Origin of the sequence: Glutamicibacter soli (assembly GCF_003309065.1) — a bacterium.
In the GTDB taxonomy this organism is placed as follows: Bacteria; Actinomycetota; Actinomycetes; order Actinomycetales; family Micrococcaceae; genus Glutamicibacter; species Glutamicibacter soli.
In genome coordinates this window covers 16,150-38,470 of the sequence record NZ_POAF01000011.1, presented here as the reverse complement: position 1 = coordinate 38,470, position 22,321 = coordinate 16,150, and the positions used below count along the sequence as shown (strand labels likewise).

Here is a 22,321-nt window from a genome sequence, read left to right as displayed (position 1 = left end):
ATGGGCGAAGAACAAGGCGGCGGCGCCAAAATCATCCTGGCTGTCCTGGGAATTCTGCTCCTGCTGGTCATCACCCCGATCATCCTGTTCCTGGGTGCCGGGAGCAATGACGAAGTCGATCCAAATGCGCCGTGCGTCATCGAGGGAACCCCTATCGCAGATGCCGACAAGGACGGCAAACCCAAGGTCAAAATCCCGGAACAGTACCGGGCAGCCGTGGAGCAATCCGCGCAGAGCGCAGGACTGCCGGTAGGGATCATTGCCGCACAGATCCAACAAGAATCCGGGTGGAACGCCAAGGCCGTGTCCCCGGTCGGGGCACGAGGCATCGCACAGTTCATGCCCGGAACCTGGGGCGAATGGGGCCACGGGAAAGATCCTTTTGATCCGTTCGCCGGACTGGATGCCCAAGGCCGCTACATGAAGCATCTCGCCGGACAAGTCGCCAAGCTGGCGAGTAATGAGCAGGAAAAGATCCAGCTCACCCTCGCCGCCTACAACGCCGGAGCGGGCAACGTCCAAAAATACGGGGGCATCCCGCCTTTTGACGAAACCGAGCACTACGTCGAAATCATCATGGACAACGCCCAAATGGACTATTCCTCCACCTGTGAAGCGCCCGGTGGCTTCGACTTTGGCGACCTGACAGCGGATGAATGGGCGCACCCCATGCCGAACGCGCGACTGACCTCAGGCTTCGGGCCACGTGCCTGCCCGCTGACTAGCTGCGTTGGCAAGCCGTTCTTGTTGAAGCACGAAGGCATCGACCTGGCTGGATCTGAACCTTACTTTTACGCTCCCACGGATATGAAAATCACCTATGTCTCTGTGGGATCGCCAGATCAGCTGTATGGCTCCTATGGCAACTACATCTTCGGGCAGATGACCGAAGCCCCCTATCTGGTCTTTGAATTCCACGAAGCACAAGATCACTCGCTACTGGTGAAAACCGGCGACGTGGTAGAGAAAGGCACCCCACTAGGCAAGCCCGGGGCGACCGGGAATTCCAGTGGCATCCACGTGCATTTTCAGATCAACAACCCGAAAACCAGTGTGTTCGACCGCCCGGCGATCAACAACGGCAAAACCTATGACCCGATCCCGATCCTTCGACAGCAAAAGGTGAACATCCAATGAAACACCCCAAAATCCTCACCCTCACCCTGGCCGCAGGACTCGTCACAGGAGTGACCGGCTGCACGCCGGCCGGCACCGAGACGGAAACCAGCAGCGCACCGACCGTCGCCCCAACCACGGCCAGCCCCACCGCGCCAGCCCCCAGCAGCAGCGGGAGCAGTCATTCCCAGGGCCAAGCCACCGAAGATCCGGCCAAGGTCGAGCTGGCCAAGCAAGCGGCCACGATCATGACCACCTGGAACCCGACCAAGGACTTCAACCGCACCGCCGCCGAGCTGCGCGCCCGCACACTCATGACCCCCGAACGAGCTAAGGAAGTCATTGCCCCCGAACGGCCCGCGACCGGCGTTGAATGGCTGACCGCCGCCGAAAAGAAGGCCACTAGTAAACCCACGGTGAAGCTGATGACAGAGCATCACGAGCAAGACACCATCGCCGTCACCGCCACGTGGCAATGGGTCACCAAGGACGGGGAATCCTGGGCCGGGGAAGGGAAGCAAACGTTCTTCTTCACCTTCACCGACACCGAGCCGTACAAGATCCGCGACTATGTTTCCTCCGTCCGCTAACCAGCCCCACCGCCTGAGTCGTATCGCCTACAGAGCTATCCCAGTGTGAAGAAAGCGAGTACATCATGAGCACCACCGAAGAACTCATCGAAGCGACCGTCAACAAAGACGGCACCGCCACCGTGAACATCCAAGGCATCATCCACGAGTTCGCCGCAGACAGCGAATCTGCCGCCCGGGTAGAAACCGTGGAACTGGTCAGCAAACACGCCAAGCAACGCGGTGCCGCCGTGCGCGCAGTGATGCACGATGCCCAAGGCTCCTGGCCGGTCAAAGTCCACCCCGATGGCACCGTGGAACCAGACACCACCACGCCGCCGGCTAGCAGTGACAAGCCTGCCGCGCGCCGCCGCCGTGTCGATAGTCCGGTCACGCACGTGGCCAACGCTGAAACGGCTGTCATCGAAGAACCAGCAGCCACCGCAGAACCAGCAATGAGTGAAGAAGCCACCGCCGCAGCGCCCGAGCCGCCAGCCACCGCAGAAACTACACCCGAACCGGAGAAACCAGCGATGGAACCCGCCCAAGTTGCCGACACGCGCCAGAGCGCCACCCCGGCCCCTGATGCTGCAGCGCCCAAAGCCCAGCAGTCGAACCCGTTCGCCCAGAAAACCCAATCCCACACCGTTCCCGCACCAGACGAGGCACCTGCAACCCGGCGCGAAGCCCGCCAAAGCTTCCTCACCCAGGAACAAGTCGAAGAACCCGCCACCCAAGGCTGGCGCGGCACCATGACCCGCCTCGGCATCCGCATGGCCCCCAGCGAGAACGAACGCGCCGAACGCGCCGATGTGCAAGCCGTGAGCCAGCACTGGCCAGGGCCACGTACCATCGCCATCGTGAACGGCAAAGGCGGAGCCGGGAAAACCCCCACCACCGTGCTGCTCAGTGCGATCTTCGCCCGCTACGGCGGAGCCGGGGTGCTGGCTTGGGATAACAACCAGACCCGAGGCACCCTGGGCTGGCGCACCGAACAAGGCCCGCACGAAGCGACCTTGTTGGAGCTGCTGCCCGAATCCGAAAAACTCTTAGGCACTGGGGCGCAATCGGCAGACCTCGCCCATTTCGTGCACCACCAGACCCGCGATCGGTTCGACGTGCTGCGCTCCAAGCCGATGGAGCTGGCCAGCGCCCAACGCGTAGACGCAGCCGACGTGGACGCGATCCACCGGGTGGCCTCGAAGTATTACCGGCTGATCTTCATTGACTCGGGCAATGACGAGTCAGATCCGATGTGGCGGCGCATGATCGACCACACCGATCAGCTCGTCGTGGCCACCACGACCCGGGATGACCACGCCGAAGCCGGCGCGCTGCTGCTGGAAGCGCTCGCGCAGCAGAACGACAAGGCCCACGCCCTGGCACAGAACGCCGTAGCCGTGGTAACCCAAGCTGATTCCAAAGCCACCGGCGCCGACGTGCAGCGCGTCGCGGACGGCTACAAGACCTTGGCTCGCGATGTGGCAACGATCCCATTTGATCCAGCGATGGTGGACGGCATTCTTCGCTATGACGCGCTACGACCAGCTACGCAGCGGGCATGGCTGGCAGCCGGTGCAGCAGTCGCAAGGGGACTATGAAAATGAGATGTGCGTTGAGTTCCTCCTGCCTTTGCGACAGGGCCAGGCTGCAAACTTCTCTTGAGCTAACTCTTTGGAGAAACTTGCGGTCGTTTGCAAGACAGTGTCACTGAACGAAAACTTTTTTCAGAGAAATCCAATCCGTACTGCCTATGGCGTCGAATGCCTCATGACAAACCAAACCCGTGGTTTGGAAACCGACTGACCCCTCGCGGGTCACCAGTCAAGGAGAACGACATGAAAAGCATGCAGCGCAAGACGGTTGGACTGCTCTCGATTGCCGCATTGGCCGCATTTGGGCTCAGTGCCTGCTCGATGGACAACGCCTCCGAATCCGCTCCAAGCAGTGAGGCCACGGCATCAAGCATGGCGCCAAGCAGCTCAATGCCGGAAGATACTGAAATGTCGAGCGAGTCCGCGATGGATCCAGCAGCAAACCTGGTCGGCCCAGGATGTGCCGCATACGCTGAAGCAGTGCCCGAGGGCGACGGTTCAGTTGCGGGCATGGCTAAAGACCCGGTAGCCGTTGCCGCATCCAATAACCCCTTGCTGACCACCCTGACCAAGGCTGTCTCAGGAGAACTCAACAAGGACGTTGACCTCGTCGATACCCTCAACGGCGATGAATTCACGGTCTTCGCCCCAGTAGACGATGCATTCAAGGCTATTCCGGAAAAAGATTTGAAGGCTGTTACCGAAGATGCTGACATGCTCACCAAGGTACTGACTTACCACGTGGTGCCCGGGCAGATGACCCCCGATGAACTCTCCGGCGACCTGAAAACTGTGGAAGGCGACACGGTCAAGGTCAGCGGCAGCGGCGATGATCTGATGGTCAACGACGCCAAGGTCATCTGCGGCGGAGTCCAGACTGCCAACGCCACCGTTTACCTCGTGGATTCGGTGCTGATGCCGCCAGCAAAGAAGTAACACAAGACCACCCCTGAAGAAGCCAGGGAATGAGCGGTTGGAATCTAGCTACTGTTCGTTCTCTGGCTTCTGTCTACCCACCGCCCGGCCTGCACGCATGTCAGGGGGTGAGACAAATGATCCTTAGCAGTGTGAGATCCTTGAATCCATGATTCCGAAACGATCAAGCGAACCTTCCGGCGGGTCTACTCCGGATGAAGCTCTCGTGCTTCAGGTAGCGCGAGGAAACGAAGCAGCTTTTGAGCAGCTCTATGATCGATTTGCCCCTCAAGTCTTCGGTCTAGTTAGCCGTCTGATGCGCGATGAGGCTCATAATGAGGAAGTCACCCAAAAAATCTTTGTCGATGCTTGGCAGCATGCCGCTAGCTTCGACCCCCGGCGAACTACCGCGCTAACGTGGCTGTTGACGATCGCCCACCGCTGCGCCGTGGATCAGATCCACTCGACACCACAGTGCCCTGAACCTGACCTGATAATCGATGCTAGAACCCCTCAAGAAAGCGATCACCGTTTGGAAGATGGGACGGCATTCCAGAATGAGGGCGAACGCATGACTACGGCCCTCCGCCAGCTGACTAAAGCGCAGCGAGAGGCGATCCAACTGGCCTATTTCGGAGGTCTAACGCACTGTGAGATCGCCGAGCATCTCCAACTACCAGTGGGCACGGTTCAATCCGGCATACGAGACGGAATGAAGAAACTACGAGATTTGATGGGAGTCGCGTGATGGACAAGCACAAGAGTGAGCTGTTCAGCGGCTTCGCACTGAACGCGCTGAACCAAACTGAACGAGATGAGGTACTGCAGCACGCGGCCACCTCCGATACGGCCAGTCAAGAACTTGACTCGCTGCAACAGACTGCTGCCTACCTCGGTCTTACTGTTCCTGCGATCCAGCCGCCACCGAGAATTAAGACGAACGTCATGGATGCGATTCGCACCGTGGAACAGATCCCTGCCAGCGTCCCTGAAACCCAGGCCGTGCGTTTCGCAACGGAGGCAAAAGCTCTGCCATATCCTGCTAATGCACCTGCCGAAAGCATGCGGAAGGCTCGCAAAAAGTCGCAGAAGTTCTTTGCGCTGGCCGCGGGGATCTTACTTGTCGCTTCTGGTGCACTTGGCGCGATGGTATGGAACCTGAATACTCAGCAGCAGCAGATGAATACCCTGATTCAGGCTACCAAGAGCGAGCGGGACACCATGATGCAGATCTTGAGCGCCCCAGACATGCAGTCCAAATCCCAGACGCTAGATGACGGTGCAACAATTAAACTTTCCTACTCCGCAGAGTCTGGCGCCATGGCCGTGTCAACCCACTCAATGCCCAAACTTCCAGAAGGGAAAGGCTATGAACTGTGGCTCATCTCCGCTGAGAAAGCCACCCCTGCCGGCATGCTAGACCTTTCAAACGCTTCAGCAACAGCAATGATTACCGGTTCAATGGAAGGAATCACCCACTTCGGGATCACAGTGGAACCCGCAACGGGATCACCTGCTCCGACCACCGAACCAATCCTCTTGCAAAGCCTATAGAAACGACCGCCAACCATACAGCGCCCACGGGACAATTCCGTGAAATCCAATCCAGACGCAGGATGACTCCGAATAGGACTTATCCGGTGTTCGAGTAACGCATCCGAACACACCGCAACGAAGTGTGGGGTTCAGTGACATGGAGCAAAGCCAAAGAACAAACAAGCGTCATATCTGGCGCTATCCAATAGCTGGCATCTGCTCAGCCATTGTCCTTTTCACGACCGCTCAAGCAGTGTCCACATTTTTCGGGACTGCTTCAGCACCATTCGTCGCCCTCGGGTCAACAATCATTGACTTCACCCCGCCATGGCTCAAAGATCTTGCCATCGGCTTATTCGGCACCAACGACAAGCTTTTTCTATTCATCACCCTATCGATCACCGCCGCCCTCTTAGCCGCCGCCGTCGGACTTGCCGCAGCGCGGAGCCTCGCACTCGGAATGATCTTGGTTTTGGGGCTATCAGTACTACTAGGTGCCTCGGTGCTGAGCCGCTCAGCAACAAACTTCCTGGATCTAATACCGACGATCGTTGGCACCGTATTAGGCCTGGGAACACTCACACTTCTTACCAATATGGCTACCGGTGCCGCTGCACCAACGGACCAGCCCCAGGCCGAAAACACAACATCCCGAAGAAAATTTCTCCTCGGATCAGCCGGCACCGTGGCACTTGGATTGCTCGCCGTTGGCGCAACCCACGCCCTGCGGACCCTTAGGAATACCGCCGAGTCAGCCCGCGCAGCCCTTGGTCTTCCCCCCGCGAAAGTGAAAGCTCAAGCCCCGCCCCCAGGCGCTGAACTGGACGTCCCCGGCGCCGCCCGATTCGTCACACCGAACCAGGACTTCTATCGGATCGACACAGCCCTGTCCGTGCCGCAGATCGACCCCCAAGACTGGTCATTAAGAATTCACGGAATGGTCGAGAAGGAATTCACACTCACATTCAATGAACTCTTAGATATGGACCTTGTCGAGCACTACCTCACCTTGACCTGTGTTTCCAACCCAGTAGGTGGCGACCTCGTTGGTAACGCCAAATGGCTTGGCTACCCACTACGAGAACTGCTAGCCCAAGCCAAACCATTACCGGGTGCCGATATGGTCCTTTCCACCTCCATCGACGGCTTCAGTGCCTCTACGCCGCTAGAAGCGCTCACCGATAGTCGCGAAGCCCTGCTGGCCATCGGAATGAACAACGAACCGCTGCCACTCGAACACGGTTTTCCGGTGCGCATGGTGGTTCCTGGACTTTACGGGTACGTTTCGGCCACCAAATGGGTGGTTGATCTGGAAGTGACAAGATTCCAAGACAAAGCAGCCTACTGGACGACTAGAGGTTGGTCGGAACGAGGACCAATCAAGATGTCTTCCAGGATTGACACCCCACGGTCCTTCGCAAAGCTGCCCGCCGGAAAAGTTGTCTTCGGTGGCACCGCCTGGGCTCAAACCACGGGAGTTTCCAAAGTAGAGATCCGTATTGATAACGGGCCGTGGCAAGAGGTCGAACTCGCCACCGAACTCTCCGCAGACACCTGGCGTCAGTGGCGGTTCGAATGGAGTGATGCTACTGCAGGCAATCACTCTGCAACTGTCCGCATGACCAATGCCCAGGGCGAACTGCAGACAGAAGACACCGCAGCGCCTGTTCCAAACGGTTCCTCCGGCTGGCACCGGCTGCAATTCAGTGTCGAATAGCAGAAACCATGCGCTAGGAACTGGCAAGCCGTCAAGACCTTGAACCATCCACTCTATTCAACTCCGAAAAGGGCTTCGGTTTCAAGAACTTTGAAGAAGGCCAAACCGTTGAATACAAGCTTGAAGCGGGCGCTAAGGGTCCCCAGGCTACCGAAATTCAGGTGCGCTAAACGCACCTAGTAATTCTATGAAGAGGGGCGAGATGGGTGTACGGCCCATCTCGCCCCTCTTTATTTGAGTAACTCGTTAAGCTCTTTCTTCGATGAAGCAACCGGCCAAGCCATCAAGATTCAAGAACCGCAGTGTCTTCACTTCTTAGTAGCCCTCATACCCGCAGATACTCTTTGGATTGTTAGGGTCGGTTACTCGACGTTAGGGAATCCCAGTTAGGTGTTGTCGGCTTCTGATCCCTTCCCATGCAGCAGGTCGTCGAACAGGATCCGCTACCTGGGCTCAACGGGCCTTCGGGAGTCACCGCAGGAGAATCGACCGGTTCCCCGCGATACTGAGCCGCCCGCTCCAGGGCGGCATCAACAAGCCCCGACACAAACACTGGATCAACCCCAACAGTCGCTGCCCGCACATAATCCAGTCCAAGATCCTTGGCAGTCTGCGCTGCCTCAGTATCAAGATCGTATTTCACTTCCATATGATCGGACACGAATCCCAGCGGAACAACGACTACACCTTCCACGCCCGAGCTGGCGAGCTCCTCGAGTCGATCATTGATATCAGGCTCCAACCACGGAGTCCGGGGTGAACCAGAACGAGAACAGAAGACAAGCTCAGCATTTAACGGCTGCTTGTCTCCCAGTTCTCGATTGATCCATTCGATCAGCTGCAGATGCTGTTCACGATACCCAGCAGTGCGCCGCTCTGAGGCTTCTTGCATTGCTAGAGGGATCGAATGAGTGACATAGAGCAAACGGTGCTTCTGCGGGTCTAAAGCCCCGACTTTCTGGATCAATTCGGTGAGTCCGCGATGCACGCAATCCAATTCCGCGTAGGCAAAGCCGGGATGGTTATAGTACTGTCGGATCTTCTCGAAAGATACCTCGATACCTTCTTGGGCCAGGACATTTTGGGTCTGGGCGAAATCTTCGCGATACTGCCGGCACGAGGAATAGCAAGAATACGCGGAGGTATCGATGGCAAGGAATCGCGATCCTCCCGTCCTTTTGGCGAAGTCGCGTACGGTGTCAGTGAGGTAAGGATCCCAGTTGCGGTTGCCCCACAATACTGGCGTCGTGATTCCACGTTGTTCGAACTCTTGACGCAGGGCTTCTAGTAGCTGGCGGTTCTGGTCGTTGATGGGGGACTTCCCGCCGAACCCGTAATAGTGTTCACCTACTTGGACTAGTCGCTCATCCGGGATGCCTCGCCCCGCAGTGACATTCTGCAGAAACGGAAGAACATCTTCATCTTTCTCCGGTCCGCCGAAGGACATGAGGATGACTGCGTCGAAGGGGGTTAGATTGCTGCTTTCCATGCCTGAATTTTACGTACTGTAGAAAAAGCGTAAGTCCCTCATTCAGGGTGTCTCCAGCTTTGCCGAGTTTGCCGTTTTATTCTTGAAGTTGCCTGAGAAGATAACTAGAGTGGTACCATATCTAGTACCACTAGGAGGCGGCATGGCAATCACCACCAGCGAAGCGCGACGCGACTTGTTTGGTCTTATCGAACGAGTGAACCTGGACCACACCGAGGTTGAAATCATGTCCAAGCGTGGGTCCGCAGTGCTCATGTCGAAAGACGAGTACGACTCCCTCGTCGAAACCAGCCACCTACTGCGCTCACCCAAAAACGCAGTACGTCTGCTCGCAGCCTTGGAAGCGGCACGCAATGACCAGACTGCAGAACACGGGCTCATCGAACCGTGAGCGATAGGCTTCTGACCTGGACCGCCGGTGGATGGGAAGACTACGTCTATTGGCAGACCCAGGATCGTAAAACACTCAAACGAATCAACGTGCTGATCGAGGACGTGCTCCGTGATGATCCTTTTGAAGGTATCGGAAAGCCTGAACCGTTGAAGCATGCATTAGCTGGCGCCTGGTCGCGACGCATCGATGACGTCAACCGATTGGTGTATATCGCTGATGACCGTGCAGTGACGATTCTTCAAGCGAAATACCACTACTGACACCGCCTTTTGGCGTTCTTGGTCCCCCTGGGGCCCACTCCCCTGAGTGAATTCGTCTCGCCGATAACCTATCTTATGTAAAGTAAAGGCTATTGTTTTGTAGGACCATACGGACTTGAGGGACAATGATTCATTGAATATCCGGGTATCTCTCGCACCCGGCAATTTCCAGAGGCTTCGTCAACAAGGAGCCAATCTTGCAGCCGGGCCTAGCGGAATCTACACCGTACTCCCTGACTCCTCAGGGTTCAAACTCAGTAGATCTTTTGCCCTAACTACGCCCGCATCACAGGCAATCACCGTTAAATGGACTCGCTTTGAGATACCCAGTTCGAAGCACATATCTGTAAGACGCTTTTTAACAGTGCCTTCACTGACGAGGACTCTTCTTGCGATCTGCGCATTGGTCAAGCCCAAAGCTACGTGTCTGAGAATGTCATACGAAAGTGGACTGAGATTGCGAATGTAACTCTTATATATTCCTTCACGCAAGGGATAGCCACCAGTGGGCCCACCGGCTTCTGGCCGCATGAAAACCCAGTATCCCTCAGCGATTGCTCGGACATAGGTAGCCAGGCCGGCGCTAACCATGCGTTTTGAAATGACCCCGGCGATTCCAGACTCATAGGCATCATTCAACGTCTGCATCGAGCTGCCTAGTGTCAAGAGCGCGACCTTACAGCGTGAAAGATCCCGCACTGCTGCGTTTATACCCTGATTGCTCATAGGATCATTGTTTTCAGAGTTAATCAGGAGCATGTCCGGTGTTTGGAATTCTTTTTGAGAAAGAGCCTCGGCGACGGTGTCATAGTGGCTTTCAACGATCAGATCGCTGGTCTCGCCAAGTTGGCTGATAATCGCGCTTCTGGAAAACGCATCGGCATCGACAAGATGTATCCGCGTCTTGGGCACGGCAGCTGCTGGGAACTGATCGTTGTCCACTTGTGGTTCTTCCTTAAGATAATTCTTCCAGAATTCCCCATTCTACGTATTGGGGAACATCTGGATTGTATTTATGAACTTTTGACTCAAGAAACTAGTTCTGAACTTCACTGAGCGCACAGATACTCCTTTGGAGGGGATTGTGTGCTCCTTGAAAGAGACGTTCTTCGTGCGCCATCTGAGATTCATGTATTTCACTCCCGTCTATTCATTGAGGATCGCTCAGGTCGAAGGGTTCTTCGACTTTGTGGCTGACGATCTGCTATGTCGCCACGAGCGTCGTTCTGTCCAGTACCTAAAAGCCGATAAGAAGGGGAATGATGAAGGCCTGAAGCAACCTGCGTCCATTCGTTTGAACGACATGGCCGAGCAGTTCTTGGAATCACTCGAACGTTTTATGACTCGGATGGCAGGTGCAGAGCACTACAGGTGGACCGGTCGGCTTCTATCCTGTCAGCCAGTCCAGACTAGCTAAAGATAAGTCTCGAAATTTTTTGTATAGAGTGAGGCTTTGGCCTTGCATGACGAAGCCCTCCTATGCTAGCTTCCAGTGCTCATGGCTGGCATAGCCTTGGCCCCCGACGCCAGCATCATTCCAAGTCCAGCACCAGCCGCTTGCCCTTGCACCGTGAAACGCAGATCATCATGGTGTCGCCGGCTTCCTGTTCCTCCTCCGAGAGCAACGAGTCGCGGTGATCGATCTCCCCCGACACCACCGCAGTCTCGCAGGTGCCGCAGATCCCCTCGCGGCAGGAGTTCAGCGGTGTCTTTCCTGCATTTTCCAGCGCCTGCAAGATGCTGGTGCCCACGGGCACCAGCACTTCACTGCCATCGGTACTTTCAACCATGAACTCATGATCGCCGTCATGCGGCGCAACCGCCTCCGCGGCTTTTTCGGGATCCACGACAAATCGTTCGAAATGCAGTCGCGAAGGGTCGGCCCACTGCGCGGCGAGTCCCTCGATGACCGTCAGCAACGGCCCCGGACCACAAGTGTAAAGGTCGAAGGTTCCGGCGGGGTCGGCCAGCAGCTCATCCAAGGCGAACCGTCCGTGTTCGTCATCGGCATGGATCTGCACGTTCTCCCCGTAACCAGCCAACTCATCGAGGAAGGCCATACTCCTTCGGCTGCGCCCCAAGTAGACCAGGCGCCAGGGGGTATCCCCGGCCGCGGCAGCCCGCAACATTGGCATGATCGGGGTGATCCCGATCCCTCCGGCCAGGAACAGATACTCCTTGGCCGGGGCCAGGGCGAAGTTGTTCTTCGGGCCGCGGACCTCGATTTTCGCCCCGGGCCGCAGTTGATCGTGCACAAAGGCCGAGCCTCCGCGGCCAGCCGGTTCGCGCAGGACCGCCAACCGCCAGATGTCCCGGCGTCCAGGGTCCGAGCACAACGAATATTGGCGCACCAAGCCATTGGGCAGCCGCAGGTCCAGATGCGCACCGGCGCTCCATTCGGGCAGCTGGTGTCCCTGCGGGTGGCGCAGGTCCATGGACAGCACACCGTCGGACTCGGCGGTCAAGCGGTGCACTTCGGTTTCAAAGAATTCCAGGGTCGACATCTTTTGTCTCCTTTCCGGATCGTTCAGCGGATTTTCGCTCGCGCTCAAAGCACGGAGGCCAGGAAGGCCCGCGTGCGTTCATGCTGCGGGTTACCGATAACTTCCGCTGCTGGACCCTGTTCCACCACATGGCCGTCGTCCATGAACACCACCCGGTCTGCGACGTCGCGGGCGAAATTCATTTCGTGGGTCACCACGACCATTGTCATGCCGGTAGCTGCCAGATCCTTCATCACCTTCAGGACTTCACCCACCAGTTCCGGATCCAATGCGGAGGTCGGCTCGTCGAATAGCATCACCTTAGGTTTCATGCACAGCGCCCGGGCGATCGCCACGCGCTGCTGCTGGCCTCCGGACAGCTGACGCGGGTAGGCCTTGGCCTTGTCGCCCAACCCGACCGATTCGAGCAGTTTCAGCGCCCGCTGGGTCGCCACGGAGCGTTTTTCCCTGAGCACCAGCCGCGGCGCCTCTATCAAGTTTTCCAGCACAGTCATGTGCGGGAAGAGGTTGAAGTGCTGGAACACCATGCCGATCTCCACCCTGCTGCGGCAGATCCGGGCATGGGATTGCTCATGCAGCTTGCTGCCCTTGAGGTCATATCCCATGACCGCTCCGTCCACCCACATGCGCCCGGCGTCGAGGGTCTCCAGGTGGTTGATGCAGCGCAGCAGCGTTGACTTGCCCGACCCGGACGGTCCTATCAGGCAAACAACTTCTCCTTGCTGCACCTGCAGGTCGATGCCCTTGAGCACCTCAAGTCGCCCGTAGTTCTTGCGAATCGCATCGGCTTTGATCATCGGTTCAATCGCGGCGACGGCACTCATTTGATTGCTCCCTTGGAAGTCAGCGGGGCATGGACCCGCACGATGCGCTTGAGTTGCTGCCACGGGGTCGGCGGCAGGCTGCGTTGACCGCCCTTGGCATAGTGGCGTTCCAGATAGTACTGGCCGATACTCAAAATCGAAGTCACCACGATGTACCAGATGCTGGCCACCATCAGCAGCGGGATCGTTTCGAAGTTCCGCGCATAAATGATCTGCGAGGAGTACAGCAGCTCGGGCACCGAGATGACCGACACCAGCGCTGTGGTCTTAAGCATCCCGATGGTCTCGTTGCCGGTAGGCGGGATGATCACCCGCATGGCCTGCGGCAGGATGATCCGACGCATGGTCTGCAGCCGGTTGATGCCCAGCGCGCCGGCCGCTTCGGACTGCCCGTGCTCCACCGAGAGGATCCCGGCGCGGACGATCTCCGACATGTACGCCGCCTGATTCAAACCCAGGCCCAGGATCGCGGCGGTCATCGGGGTGATGATCCGGTTCGCGTCCAGGTCCAGCCCGGGGATGCCGAAGCTGATGGAGGGGTACAGCGCCGCCAGGTTGTACCAGAACAGCAGCTGCACCAGCACCGGGGTGCCACGGAAGAAGTTCACGTAGGCGAAGGCCGCGGTGCGTACCACCGGGTTCGCGGCGATCCGCATGACAGCCAGGACGACTCCCAGCACGATGCCGATCGCCATGCAGATGACCGTCAGTTCCAGGGTGATACCGATGCCCCGCACGATGGACACATCGCGCAGGTACATACCGACGGTGCCCCATCCGAAGTTCGGATTGGTCATCACCGAGCGCAGCAGCAAGATCGCGACGAAAACGATCACTGCCGCGGATATCCAGCGGCCCGGATGCTTGGCCTTGACGATGGTGTAATCATCCGGGGCCACGGCGGTCTCCCGAGGTTCGGTTAACACAGACATTCCTTGTCCACCTCAGCTAGTTCAGCACGACGTCGGAGACGGTGATTTCGGTGCTCTCGGGAAGCCCCCACTTGCTGTTGATCTGGCCATAGGCCTCGGACTCCAGCACCACGGCGGTGGCCGCTTGGATGGCCGGCAGCAGCTCGCTGCCCTTGTCCAGGGCGGTGCCGGTCAGCTCCGGCTCATAGTCCGGGCCGTCGGCCAGCTCGAACTTCCCGCCGGCGAGCTGTCCCTGGTACGCCAGGGACGCCGAGTCGGCGATGACACCTTGGACGCGGCCGGAGGTCAGGGCCAGGTTGGCGTCATTTTGCGTCGGGAAGAATTGCATGTCGATTGCCGGCTCCCCGGCCTTGGTGCATTCCTTGGAGAACTTCGGCAGGATGTCCAGGGACTGGATGGACCCCTTCTGCGCGGCGATGGAGGAGCCGCACAGGGTCGACGCTTCGACCGCCAGCTGCTCCGGGTTGCCCGGAGCTACCGCCAGCCCGGTGCCGCCCTGCAGGTAGGGCACGAAGTCCACCGCTTTGCGCCGTTCCTCTGTGACGCTGAAGGTGGACATGCCCAAGTCGTATTTGCCCGAGGTCAGGCCGGGCAGAATCGTGTCGAAGGTCGCCGGGACATGCTTGACCTCCAGGCCCAGCACCTGACCCAGGGCATCTCCCATGTCGATATCCCAGCCGATCAAGGTCTTGTTGTCGGTGTCGTAGTACTCGAAGGGCGGGTAGGTTGGATCCGAGGCCACGGTCAGTACCCCGGCCTCGCGGATTTCCTCGGGCAGCAGCGCCCGGGCGGCCTCATCCACGCCCAGCTCTGTGGCCTGTGCGCCGCTGGCAGCGGAACCGGAGGCCGAGGCGTCGCCGCCCTGCGGCGATTCAGCTTCGGAAACCGTGGTACAACCGGTTGCGGCCAGGGACAGCAACAAGGTTCCGACGATCAAGCCGGCTTTTTTCTTGGTCAACATGGCGAATAATTCCTTTGTGTGGTGGTCCGTGGCCCGTGCCAGGGACGTCAGGGAATGATCAGGTGTTCTGGATATCGAGTTCCGGTGCGATCTGCACCAGATGGGTGCCGGGCCGCACCAGGGTCGGGCGCCGCAGGATGGCCACCATCCCATCGGTACGGGCGGTGAAGGTGCGCGGCGGCCGGTCCAGTTCATCGATGAAATGCACGCGGGCCACTTCCTGTCCGGCAAGGACCCGTTGGCCCAGATCCACCAGCGGTTCGAAAAGGCCGCCCACGGTGGAGGTCACCGAGGATTCGGGAAGCAGCTCCAGCCATTGGGGGTCTTCCGGCGCCCCGGCTGCCTCCTGGGCCGCAGCTTCGGGGGCCGCTGCGAGAATCCCGAGTCCAGCCAGCAGCCGCGGCATGCCGCGGCGCATGGTCTCCAGGGCCTGCCGGTCCACGGTGCCCGCCCCGCACAGCTCGGTGGAGATGGTCAGCACCCCAGCCCGGTCCCCGGCGCTGGACAGTGATCCGGGTTCCAGCAGCTCGGGGACGACCATCGCATAGGGCAGCCCCAAAGCCCGCACCGCTTTCAGCTTGCGCTGCCAGGACTGCTCGTCCGGGCCACGGTAGATGAAGGTCGAGGGCAAATAGGTCGCATTCGACCCGCCCGAATGCAGGTCGATCACGAAGTCCGCCTGCGGCAGCAGGTGGTCGCGGATCAAGGCGGCGACCTGGTCGGTGGGGTTGCCCGAGGCGTCGCCCGGGTAGCTGCGGTTCAAATTTCCCGCATCGATCGGCGAGACCCGGGTCCCGGCGCGCACCGCCGGGGAATTCGCCGCGGGTACCACCAGCACGGTGCCCTGCAGTTGCCCGGGTTCCAGCTCGCGGATCAGCTCGTGGGCCAGGATCTGTCCCTCGTATTCATCTCCGTGGGTACCGGCCACGATCAAGGCCACCGGGCCGGGGCCCGAAGAGATCCGGGCCAGCGGCACCGGGATCACCGACCCGTCATGCACGTTGTCCGAATGCACCACATGCCCGTAGCCCAACTGCTTGCCGGTGGCAGAGAAATCGATCCCGGTGAAGTTCGCGGTGGCCGCGGCGCTCATGGTACCCACCTCAGGGCGGCCGCGCGGCGCGGGGCTAGCAGCGTGGCCGAGGCCTTGGACTCCGCTGCGTCCAGCGAAATGCGCAGCTCCTCATCCTCTTCGCCTTCCACGATGAAGACATCTCCGGGATTCAGCCAGCGCTCCCACGGGCCGTCGACCGCGGCCACCAGCACCTGCCCCCGCAGCGAGGTCAGCACCAGCTGCTGCCCTGCCGCCCTACGGATGATCCCCGAATGCCCGTCGGAGTACACGGTGGTCTGCACCCCGATGTAGTCCGGATCGGCGTCGATGAGCACTTCCGCTCCGTGCTCATGCTCGGCCAGCGTGGCGGTCCAGCGCCAGGGGTCCCCGCGCTCGTCGGTATCCGGGCAGGCCGCCAGGGTACGAGCGGGCGCGTTGGCGCCCCAGTAGTCATCGAGCGAATCGGCGCGTACCAGCAACCACATGGCGGCTACGCCTTGGCCCCGGCGACAGGCTGGGCTGCCGCCGCCTGCTCGCGCTTGATGAGCGTGGCCAGGATGCGGCGGGCCTTGGCCACCCCGCCGTCCTGGGCGATGAGCACGTCGAACTCGCCAGCCGGGCGGGACTGCATGCCCAGCTCCTGCGCTTGGAGGGCGTCCGCGTCCTCGCGCAGCACCGTTTCCAGCCCCACGTGCAGGTCCTTGGTGGCCTGCGCATCGTCCAACGCGAAGTTACGGCTGAAGGCGTAGTAGTACCAAGAATTGTGCTCGTCGATGGGGGTGATGCCGTTGAGCACCTTGATCAGGTAGCCCTCTGCGCGCGGCTTGCCTTCCCCGGTGATCCCCGAGTGCAACACGTGTAGGTTCGGGACGAAGAATTCGGTGCAGTGGAAGCGGTCGAACAACCCGCGGGCATCCATGGTCTCGGCGTACAGCGGCGGCGCTGCCACCGAGGGCATCAGGCGGTCGACGCTGACCACCGAGCCCTGGACTTCCACGGTGATGCCGTGTTCATAGATGTAGTCATCGCCCACGGTGGTCTTGTGCAGGAAGGACTCGTGGGTCAAATCCAGCAGGTTGTCGTGGATGAGATCGGCGCGGCAGGCGAAATGCACCGAATGCGTGACGGTGGCCCACTCGGGGTCGTTCATCCAGTGAGTGTCCGGCACGTCAGCCGGATCGGCCAGCTCCGGGTCCCCCGTCCAGGCCCAGATCCAGCCGTCCTTTTCCACCAGCGGGTACTTGCGGACCTTGGCCCGCTCGGGAATGGTGCTCTGCGCCGGGACCTTGGTGCACATGCCGTCGGCACCGTAGGTGAAACCGTGGTAGCCGCACTCGATGGAGTCCCCGATGGTGCGCCCCTCGGAGAGCGGGAAGGCGCGGTGCGCGCAGCGGTCGGCCAGCGCTACGGCGGTGCCGTCCTGGGTGCGGAACAGGACGATCGGCTGTTCGCAGATGGTTCGCTTGACCGGCTTGCGGGTAACCTCGCTGCTCCAGGCCGCCACATACCAGGTGTTCAAAACGTACATTTTCATTCCTTTGTGTGATCTATGGCACATGAATTGTATTCACCGTATACAGTGGATACATTGCGGTCAAGAGCTTTCCCGCCTATATTTGCCGCTTCTCGGGAATCACAGGTCACAAGGTTAGAATCAGAAGGACGACGCGAAACGTACCCAGGAGTAACAATGGCCACAGGAGCCCACGATGCACGGCCGCTGGCCGTAAGGGTCCATGAGCGGATTGCCACTGAAATCGTGGATGGCACGCTCAGGCCCGGCGCTGCCCTCGTGCAAGAACAGGTGGCTGCCCAATACGGCGTCTCCCGCACGCCCGTGCGCGATGCCCTGGCCCAAGTCGCCATGGAGGGCCTGGCAACCCTGGTGCCCGGCCGGGGCTATGTAGTCAACGACCTCACCACCCAGGACGTGAGCGATGTTTTCCAGGTCCGCTACCACTTGGAACAGCTGGCACTGACCCAAGCCATCGGCAATCACACCCCTGCGCAGCTGGTCCGCCTCAAGGCCCTCATCGATGAATTCGAGACAGTCGATGCAAGTGACGCCGAGGAGCAATTCCGGCTTGGCAAGGAATTCCACATCAAGCTCATTGAGGCTTGCCCGAATGCCTACCTCCGCGAGACGCTGGCCGGCATCTGGGATCACCCGATACAGCGCCGTATCACCCGAGCTTACTCACTGGGCCCTGCACACCAAGCTGCAGTCGCCAGCGAGCACCGCAATATCTTGGCTGGCCTGACCTCCGGGAAAATAGAGTCCATCATCCGTGCTTTGGGCCGTTGCCACGATCCCGGCGACATCGTTGAGGAAGCACTGCCCACCCGCCAATAACAGTGCCGACGCAACGTTGCCACGGGTTCTCGTAAAGAGCAACGGGCTGGAATATGTTGTTTCAATGCGCACGAAGATTTCCTGCTAGGGCGTGTCTCCTAAATCATCAGGGTCGTTCTTGCCACGATAGATAGGTGAAATCCCGCTATCGCGTTTTGACCGATACCCAATGGGATTTACTGTCCCCGTTCATGCCAGATTCCACCGGTAGACCCGGCCGCCCCTTCAACGAACACCGACGGACAGTTGAAGGAATCATCTACCGGTACCGTGCGGGGATTCCATGGCGTGACCTTGCGGAGCATTTCGGGCCTTGGCAATCCGTCTGGAAACGCCACCGCCGTTTCAGTGCCGATGGTACCTGGGACACGATCCTTGGCGTTCTGCTTTCCCAGGCTGATGCCCGAGAGCTGATCAATTGGGAGATGTCGGTGGACTCCACGATCAATCGTGCTCACCAGCATGGCACCAACATCACCCGCCACACAGGGGGACCTATCGAATCACAAGAATCTGCTGATCGAGCCGGTTGACCATGCCCTCGGGCGCTCCCGAGGTGGGTTGAGCACGAAGATCCATGCCTTGGTGGATGGCAACCGGCGCCCTCTGGTGCTCTTGCTGGGGCCCGGTCAGGCTGGGGACGCGCCCATGTTCGAGAACCTCATGAACGCGATCCGAGTGGAGAAGCTCGGGCCTGGCGCCGCGCGGACCCGTCCGATGCGGGCTATGGCCGACAAGGCTTATTCTTCCAAGGCAATCCGCAAGTACTTGCGCGACCGCGGGATCCAGTGCGTCATCCCGGAAAAGGATGATCAGAAAGCCAACCGCAAGCGCAAAGGGTCAGCTGGTGGGCGGCCAGTGTCCTACGACAAGAAGGCGTATAGGCGTCGTCATGTCGTGGAGTGCAGCTTCAATTCCTTGAAGCAGTGGAGGTCACTGGCCACCCGCTATGACAAGCTCGCGGTCGCGTACCGGGCAGCAGTTGTCATGCACGCTGTGATGGTGTGGAGCGGAGCTTTGAGTCAATAAAGAGACATGCCCTAGTACCGTCCGTTTGAGCGTTCACTAATCCTGGCTAACCCCACTGCCTTTCCACCAGACGATGCGCACAGCTTCTACTCGCTACACTTAGCAAGAGTGGGCATATAAGGGTGGTGTCCCCTGCTCCCTCGGAGCTGGGGGCACCACCCTCGCCATCGTTCTAATAGCCGACTCCTTCGTTCTTCCGTTCCTGCTGCGGCTGCGGTTGCTTCCGATGTAGACCAGACTCTGCTCCGCTCGCGCAGATTCCATCAGCAGTACCGCGAAATAGACGTTGCCTGGGTAGCGGGACCCGGTCACTGTATTCTCAGGGATACCCTCTCGATTGATGCGCAACTGAGGATCAAGAGCCCTTGGCTCGACCCGATTCTCCGAATGCTCAGTCCTGGCTTTGAAATCACCACCCCGCATATTGTGGGTTGATAGCGATTTTGTCGACAGGCGAAAACGTTCGCTCATCTCACAACTTAGGGTTGCGGGACGTCTCAATGGATACCACTCCCCAACCGAAAAATCCGCGGAAACTCAACAGTTCAAAATTCTTATAACTATGTGTCGCAACCTATGGCTCCCAAAGAAGTGAGCAGCATTGGTTGTAAGACATTTTCGCGGGCACGATAACAACAGCACAGTCGAAAAAAATAAGTTTCGAACATACAAGCTAAGCGTGTCGTAGGGTTCTTAATGATGTCGCTATCTCGTATTGTAGGACTATGACATCACCACGACGACCCCGAGGGTCCGTAAACGACCCCATCGCTTTAGGGTGGAAGGTCCAGCGGAAGAATAAGGATTTCTTCACCGACCTGGCATCCAAAGCTGGGCTGTCAGGTGCAGCCATGTTCGATCTTATGATCGAAAACCTTGAACTTGATGAACGGGGCCTACCTGCTTGGGCTCCGACAAAGGATGACGAAGGAAAACTGCCTATCGACAAGCCTTAAAAGGAAAAGTCCGCGCACTGCGCGGACTTACCTAAGAATTCGAATCTGATCTGCATGAGTTTGCCGACCTAGACAGACCAGATTGACCAGAAGCTTCCGGTTACCACACCGGACGCTCCCCCTTCTTTACCCTCTTACAGGAAAGACGTTGTATGTCTATAGTAGCGTCTCCGCGCGCCCAATCAAGCACCAGCACCCCCGAAACGCCGCAAAACACCGCGATCCAGCCCACAAAAGCACGTTGGTGCACCCGGCCACGTGACGGCCGTGTGGCCGCGATCCTCGCCCACACCGCCCAAGGACACCGCCCCTTCACCAAAGCCCAAACCCCCGAAAACTTCACCGCCAAAGGCAAACGGCAGTTCAACGCGGCCAAAGAATCCCTGGCCACCAAACACGCACATACCCCTGCCCCGCTGCATATCAAGCGGGTCTCCCGCGCGCAGGAAACCTCCCCCCGCGCGATTGCCTGGGCCATCCCCTCTGGCAGCCGCAAAGTCGATCACACCGCACAAGCCTGGCGTGCGGCCCGGTCCCTGGACGAGCTGCTGTGCCGCCGCAAAGACTGCCAGCGCAACATCATGGCCGTGCTCTGGGTACTCCTGCGCTACACCGACCACAACACCATGACCGTGCGCATCACCTGGGACACCATCGCCACCAAAGCCCGCGTCAGCCGCGCCACCGTCGGCAACGCCCTCAAATTCCTGCGCACCCACGGCCTACTCGGCATCGTCGCCTCAGGCCGCAGCGCCACCTACGCCGCCAAAGCCGGCCAACCAGCCACCAACGAAGCCCCCGTCTACGTCATCACCCGCCCCATCGGCCGCGGCCTACGCCCCCAGGACACATCTGATGCACCAACCAGTACCAGCACCACAGAAAAGGGCGCCACTGGTACCTGTGGAAATAACTTAGAACCCCTCCCCGTAGGGGGGTTAACCACTTACGAAGTAAGTTCCTACACGCGCACGCGCGAGAAAAACACCCACAATGAGCCGCTACGCGGCACTGAAAATCATGGGCACGGCTGCGCCGTGCAAACTCGCCACCGCGATCAGCGACAAGTCACCCTGTGGCCGGCCAACCGACGCATCAGCTCAAGAAGCCAGGGGCTCTCGGCTGCCGCTGAAATCTTGCGTTTGATGCCAGATTTAGCACGTTTTTCCAAGAAAAACGTGCTAAACATGGTCAAACCATTTTTTGACGCGGGCTGGACCATCTCAGATGTTCACCACGCCCTGGATTGGCGTACCACCCCCGGTTTGCACGGCAAGGAAGCTTGGGGGGCACTCCCCCAGCATGATCGTGACACTCAGTCCTACATCGACTACTGCCGCATCCTGCGGGCAGCGATCCTCTACCGGCTCCGTCAGTGGATGACCCCGACCGGCGAAGTCATGACCAGCCGATCCCAGCGAGCAGCAGCCGCCAGTAGCCACGCGCGCGCCGCCGCACGAGCAGCAGCCGAACGCCGCGCCCAGCAAGCCGCGCAGCGCCCGCAACTGCGCAGCACCGTTTCCCGAGGTGCCGCAGCCGCACGCGCCGCCCTGGCAGCCGCACGCCGAACCGGGGCATGCTCCTAGCCTCCTGCCCACATGGGCACGACAAAAGCTCAACCGCAAGCGGCTTTTCTCGCACACATGATGGACAGCAGGAACCAAACGACCGACCGCACACAAGCCACACGTTTAGTACTCGAGTTAGCACACGACACGCGAGCATGACATGTGCACGGATCTCTGACCAGGCACCACTCACCAAAGAACAGCGAAGCCCAAACTGTCCGACGATACACCTAGACTTGCCATATGCCCGAAGGAGAAGCAATCGAAGCGGCGCTAAAAATGCGCGAACAACGCCCCCTCTTTTTCGCAGCGCCGCTGATCCCCATCCTGCTGATCCTGGGCGTGATCATCTCAGGATCACTCACAGTACTTTTTGGAATCGCACTAGCAGCAGTGACCATGGCTGTAGCCTGCTTGATGCGTATTATCTGGCAGACAGCGCACTTCCAGGGCTACAAGAACACGACCGAAAACCGAGCACTCACAATCCTGGGATACAGCGCAGTTCCCATCGTGCTTATTGCGCTCATACTTAATATTTTCATCTAA

The 22,321-nt window shown here is 59.2% G+C and carries 22 protein-coding genes; 13 read left to right on the top strand and 9 right to left on the bottom strand.

Annotated elements, in window-relative coordinates; genetic code table 11:
• From C1H84_RS16900 to C1H84_RS16870, 7 genes are all read left to right on the top strand, one after another.
• A complete protein-coding gene (locus C1H84_RS16900) occupies positions 1 to 1,137 on the top strand; it encodes a transglycosylase SLT domain-containing protein (protein WP_181728188.1) in 1,137 nt (378 codons plus the stop codon).
• Positions 1,134 to 1,706, top strand: a complete 573-nt coding sequence (locus C1H84_RS16895; RefSeq protein WP_113608063.1) for a hypothetical protein — start codon at positions 1,134 to 1,136, stop codon at positions 1,704 to 1,706. The genes C1H84_RS16900 and C1H84_RS16895 overlap by 4 nt, the downstream gene beginning before the upstream one ends.
• A 65-nt stretch (positions 1,707 to 1,771) precedes the next feature.
• Positions 1,772 to 3,286 carry a MinD/ParA family ATP-binding protein gene (locus tag C1H84_RS16890; protein ID WP_113608062.1) on the top strand — a complete coding sequence of 505 codons (1,515 nt, stop codon included), beginning with the start codon at positions 1,772 to 1,774 and terminating at the stop codon, positions 3,284 to 3,286.
• 237 nt (positions 3,287 to 3,523) lie between these two features.
• A complete protein-coding gene (locus tag C1H84_RS16885; RefSeq protein ID WP_113608061.1) occupies positions 3,524 to 4,216 on the top strand; it encodes a fasciclin domain-containing protein in 693 nt (230 codons plus the stop codon).
• 148 nt (positions 4,217 to 4,364) lie between these two features.
• A complete protein-coding gene (locus C1H84_RS16880) occupies positions 4,365 to 4,943 on the top strand; it encodes a sigma-70 family RNA polymerase sigma factor (RefSeq protein WP_113608060.1) in 579 nt (192 codons plus the stop codon).
• Positions 4,943 to 5,749, top strand: a complete 807-nt coding sequence (locus tag C1H84_RS16875) for an anti-sigma factor (RefSeq protein ID WP_113608059.1) — start codon at positions 4,943 to 4,945, stop codon at positions 5,747 to 5,749. The genes C1H84_RS16880 and C1H84_RS16875 overlap by 1 nt, the downstream gene beginning before the upstream one ends.
• Positions 5,750 to 5,888: 139 nt before the next feature.
• Entirely contained in the window at positions 5,889 to 7,448 is a 1,560-nt protein-coding gene (locus C1H84_RS16870; RefSeq protein ID WP_113608093.1) for a molybdopterin-dependent oxidoreductase, read from the top strand.
• A 352-nt stretch (positions 7,449 to 7,800) separates the two neighbouring features.
• Here C1H84_RS16870 and C1H84_RS16860 read toward each other — a convergent pair whose 3' ends face one another.
• Entirely contained in the window at positions 7,801 to 8,937 is a 1,137-nt protein-coding gene (locus C1H84_RS16860; RefSeq protein ID WP_113608058.1) for a ferrochelatase, read from the bottom strand.
• A gap of 142 nt (positions 8,938 to 9,079) precedes the next feature.
• Between C1H84_RS16860 and C1H84_RS16855 the strand changes: the two genes are divergently transcribed.
• Together C1H84_RS16855 and C1H84_RS16850 are read left to right on the top strand one after the other, a co-directional pair.
• Positions 9,080 to 9,328, top strand: coding sequence for a type II toxin-antitoxin system Phd/YefM family antitoxin (locus tag C1H84_RS16855; RefSeq protein ID WP_022876888.1), 249 nt, complete (start codon positions 9,080 to 9,082; stop codon positions 9,326 to 9,328).
• Entirely contained in the window at positions 9,325 to 9,591 is a 267-nt protein-coding gene (locus C1H84_RS16850; protein ID WP_022876887.1) for a Txe/YoeB family addiction module toxin, read from the top strand. Before C1H84_RS16855 ends, C1H84_RS16850 begins: the two co-directional genes overlap by 4 nt.
• A 219-nt stretch (positions 9,592 to 9,810) precedes the next feature.
• Here the strand turns inward: C1H84_RS16850 and C1H84_RS16845 are convergent, their stop codons facing one another.
• The 8 genes from C1H84_RS16845 to C1H84_RS16805 all read right to left on the bottom strand — a co-directional run bounded on the left by C1H84_RS16845 (position 9,811) and on the right by C1H84_RS16805 (position 17,394).
• Positions 9,811 to 10,533 (bottom strand): response regulator transcription factor, encoded by a 723-nt coding sequence (locus C1H84_RS16845; RefSeq protein ID WP_113608057.1) that lies wholly within the window; start codon positions 10,531 to 10,533, stop codon positions 9,811 to 9,813.
• 590 nt (positions 10,534 to 11,123) lie between these two features.
• The gene (locus tag C1H84_RS16835; protein WP_113608055.1) at positions 11,124 to 12,095 is read right to left on the bottom strand and encodes a PDR/VanB family oxidoreductase; all 972 of its coding nucleotides are present in this window, start codon (positions 12,093 to 12,095) and stop codon (positions 11,124 to 11,126) included.
• Positions 12,096 to 12,139: 44 nt separating this feature from the next.
• The gene (locus C1H84_RS16830) at positions 12,140 to 12,919 is read right to left on the bottom strand and encodes an amino acid ABC transporter ATP-binding protein (RefSeq protein WP_280524265.1); all 780 of its coding nucleotides are present in this window, start codon (positions 12,917 to 12,919) and stop codon (positions 12,140 to 12,142) included.
• Positions 12,916 to 13,851 carry an amino acid ABC transporter permease gene (locus tag C1H84_RS16825; protein WP_113608054.1) on the bottom strand — a complete coding sequence of 312 codons (936 nt, stop codon included), beginning with the start codon at positions 13,849 to 13,851 and terminating at the stop codon, positions 12,916 to 12,918. Before C1H84_RS16825 ends, C1H84_RS16830 begins: the two co-directional genes overlap by 4 nt.
• Before the next feature lie 16 nt (positions 13,852 to 13,867).
• On the bottom strand, positions 13,868 to 14,812 hold the full coding sequence (locus C1H84_RS16820; RefSeq protein WP_113608053.1) for an ABC transporter substrate-binding protein: 945 nt from the start codon (positions 14,810 to 14,812) through the stop codon (positions 13,868 to 13,870).
• Between the two features lie 58 nt (positions 14,813 to 14,870).
• Positions 14,871 to 15,905 (bottom strand): succinylglutamate desuccinylase/aspartoacylase family protein, encoded by a 1,035-nt coding sequence (locus C1H84_RS16815; protein ID WP_113608052.1) that lies wholly within the window; start codon positions 15,903 to 15,905, stop codon positions 14,871 to 14,873.
• Positions 15,902 to 16,351 (bottom strand): hypothetical protein, encoded by a 450-nt coding sequence (locus C1H84_RS16810; protein WP_113608051.1) that lies wholly within the window; start codon positions 16,349 to 16,351, stop codon positions 15,902 to 15,904. The genes C1H84_RS16815 and C1H84_RS16810 overlap by 4 nt, the downstream gene beginning before the upstream one ends.
• Before the next feature lie 5 nt (positions 16,352 to 16,356).
• Entirely contained in the window at positions 16,357 to 17,394 is a 1,038-nt protein-coding gene (locus C1H84_RS16805) for an aromatic ring-hydroxylating dioxygenase subunit alpha (protein ID WP_113608050.1), read from the bottom strand.
• A gap of 162 nt (positions 17,395 to 17,556) precedes the next feature.
• On the opposite strand from C1H84_RS16805, the gene C1H84_RS16800 reads away from it, so the two are divergent.
• The 4 genes from C1H84_RS16800 to C1H84_RS16785 all read left to right on the top strand — a co-directional run bounded on the left by C1H84_RS16800 (position 17,557) and on the right by C1H84_RS16785 (position 22,321).
• Positions 17,557 to 18,219 (top strand): GntR family transcriptional regulator, encoded by a 663-nt coding sequence (locus C1H84_RS16800; protein ID WP_113608049.1) that lies wholly within the window; start codon positions 17,557 to 17,559, stop codon positions 18,217 to 18,219.
• Between the two features lie 191 nt (positions 18,220 to 18,410).
• Positions 18,411 to 19,248, top strand: a protein-coding gene (locus C1H84_RS16795) for an IS5 family transposase (RefSeq protein WP_113608090.1) whose coding sequence is annotated in 2 segments (ribosomal slippage) — positions 18,411 to 18,716 and positions 18,718 to 19,248 — 837 coding nt in all. Because the reading frame shifts where the segments join, the coding sequence is not laid out codon by codon here.
• A gap of 1,108 nt (positions 19,249 to 20,356) precedes the next feature.
• On the top strand, positions 20,357 to 21,790 hold the full coding sequence (locus tag C1H84_RS16790) for a hypothetical protein (RefSeq protein WP_146956182.1): 1,434 nt from the start codon (positions 20,357 to 20,359) through the stop codon (positions 21,788 to 21,790).
• A gap of 225 nt (positions 21,791 to 22,015) precedes the next feature.
• Entirely contained in the window at positions 22,016 to 22,321 is a 306-nt protein-coding gene (locus C1H84_RS16785) for a hypothetical protein (protein WP_146956180.1), read from the top strand.

Coding starts and splice junctions, on each gene's coding strand:
- C1H84_RS16890 (WP_113608062.1), top strand. CDS start 1,772: ATGAGCACCACCGAAGAACTCATCGAAGCGACCGTCAACAAAGACGGC.
- C1H84_RS16835 (WP_113608055.1), bottom strand. CDS start 12,095: ATGTCGACCCTGGAATTCTTTGAAACCGAAGTGCACCGCTTGACCGCC.
- C1H84_RS16895 (WP_113608063.1), top strand. CDS start 1,134: ATGAAACACCCCAAAATCCTCACCCTCACCCTGGCCGCAGGACTCGTC.
- C1H84_RS16880 (WP_113608060.1), top strand. CDS start 4,365: ATGATTCCGAAACGATCAAGCGAACCTTCCGGCGGGTCTACTCCGGAT.
- C1H84_RS16870 (WP_113608093.1), top strand. CDS start 5,889: ATGGAGCAAAGCCAAAGAACAAACAAGCGTCATATCTGGCGCTATCCA.
- C1H84_RS16810 (WP_113608051.1), bottom strand. CDS start 16,351: ATGTGGTTGCTGGTACGCGCCGATTCGCTCGATGACTACTGGGGCGCC.
- C1H84_RS16885 (WP_113608061.1), top strand. CDS start 3,524: ATGAAAAGCATGCAGCGCAAGACGGTTGGACTGCTCTCGATTGCCGCA.
- C1H84_RS16820 (WP_113608053.1), bottom strand. CDS start 14,812: ATGTTGACCAAGAAAAAAGCCGGCTTGATCGTCGGAACCTTGTTGCTG.
- C1H84_RS16785 (WP_146956180.1), top strand. CDS start 22,016: ATGCCCGAAGGAGAAGCAATCGAAGCGGCGCTAAAAATGCGCGAACAA.
- C1H84_RS16875 (WP_113608059.1), top strand. CDS start 4,943: ATGGACAAGCACAAGAGTGAGCTGTTCAGCGGCTTCGCACTGAACGCG.
- C1H84_RS16805 (WP_113608050.1), bottom strand. CDS start 17,394: ATGTACGTTTTGAACACCTGGTATGTGGCGGCCTGGAGCAGCGAGGTT.
- C1H84_RS16825 (WP_113608054.1), bottom strand. CDS start 13,851: ATGTCTGTGTTAACCGAACCTCGGGAGACCGCCGTGGCCCCGGATGAT.
- C1H84_RS16830 (WP_280524265.1), bottom strand. CDS start 12,919: ATGAGTGCCGTCGCCGCGATTGAACCGATGATCAAAGCCGATGCGATT.
- C1H84_RS16790 (WP_146956182.1), top strand. CDS start 20,357: ATGTCTATAGTAGCGTCTCCGCGCGCCCAATCAAGCACCAGCACCCCC.
- C1H84_RS16900 (WP_181728188.1), top strand. CDS start 1: ATGGGCGAAGAACAAGGCGGCGGCGCCAAAATCATCCTGGCTGTCCTG.
- C1H84_RS16860 (WP_113608058.1), bottom strand. CDS start 8,937: ATGGAAAGCAGCAATCTAACCCCCTTCGACGCAGTCATCCTCATGTCC.
- C1H84_RS16815 (WP_113608052.1), bottom strand. CDS start 15,905: ATGAGCGCCGCGGCCACCGCGAACTTCACCGGGATCGATTTCTCTGCC.
- C1H84_RS16800 (WP_113608049.1), top strand. CDS start 17,557: ATGGCCACAGGAGCCCACGATGCACGGCCGCTGGCCGTAAGGGTCCAT.
- C1H84_RS16855 (WP_022876888.1), top strand. CDS start 9,080: ATGGCAATCACCACCAGCGAAGCGCGACGCGACTTGTTTGGTCTTATC.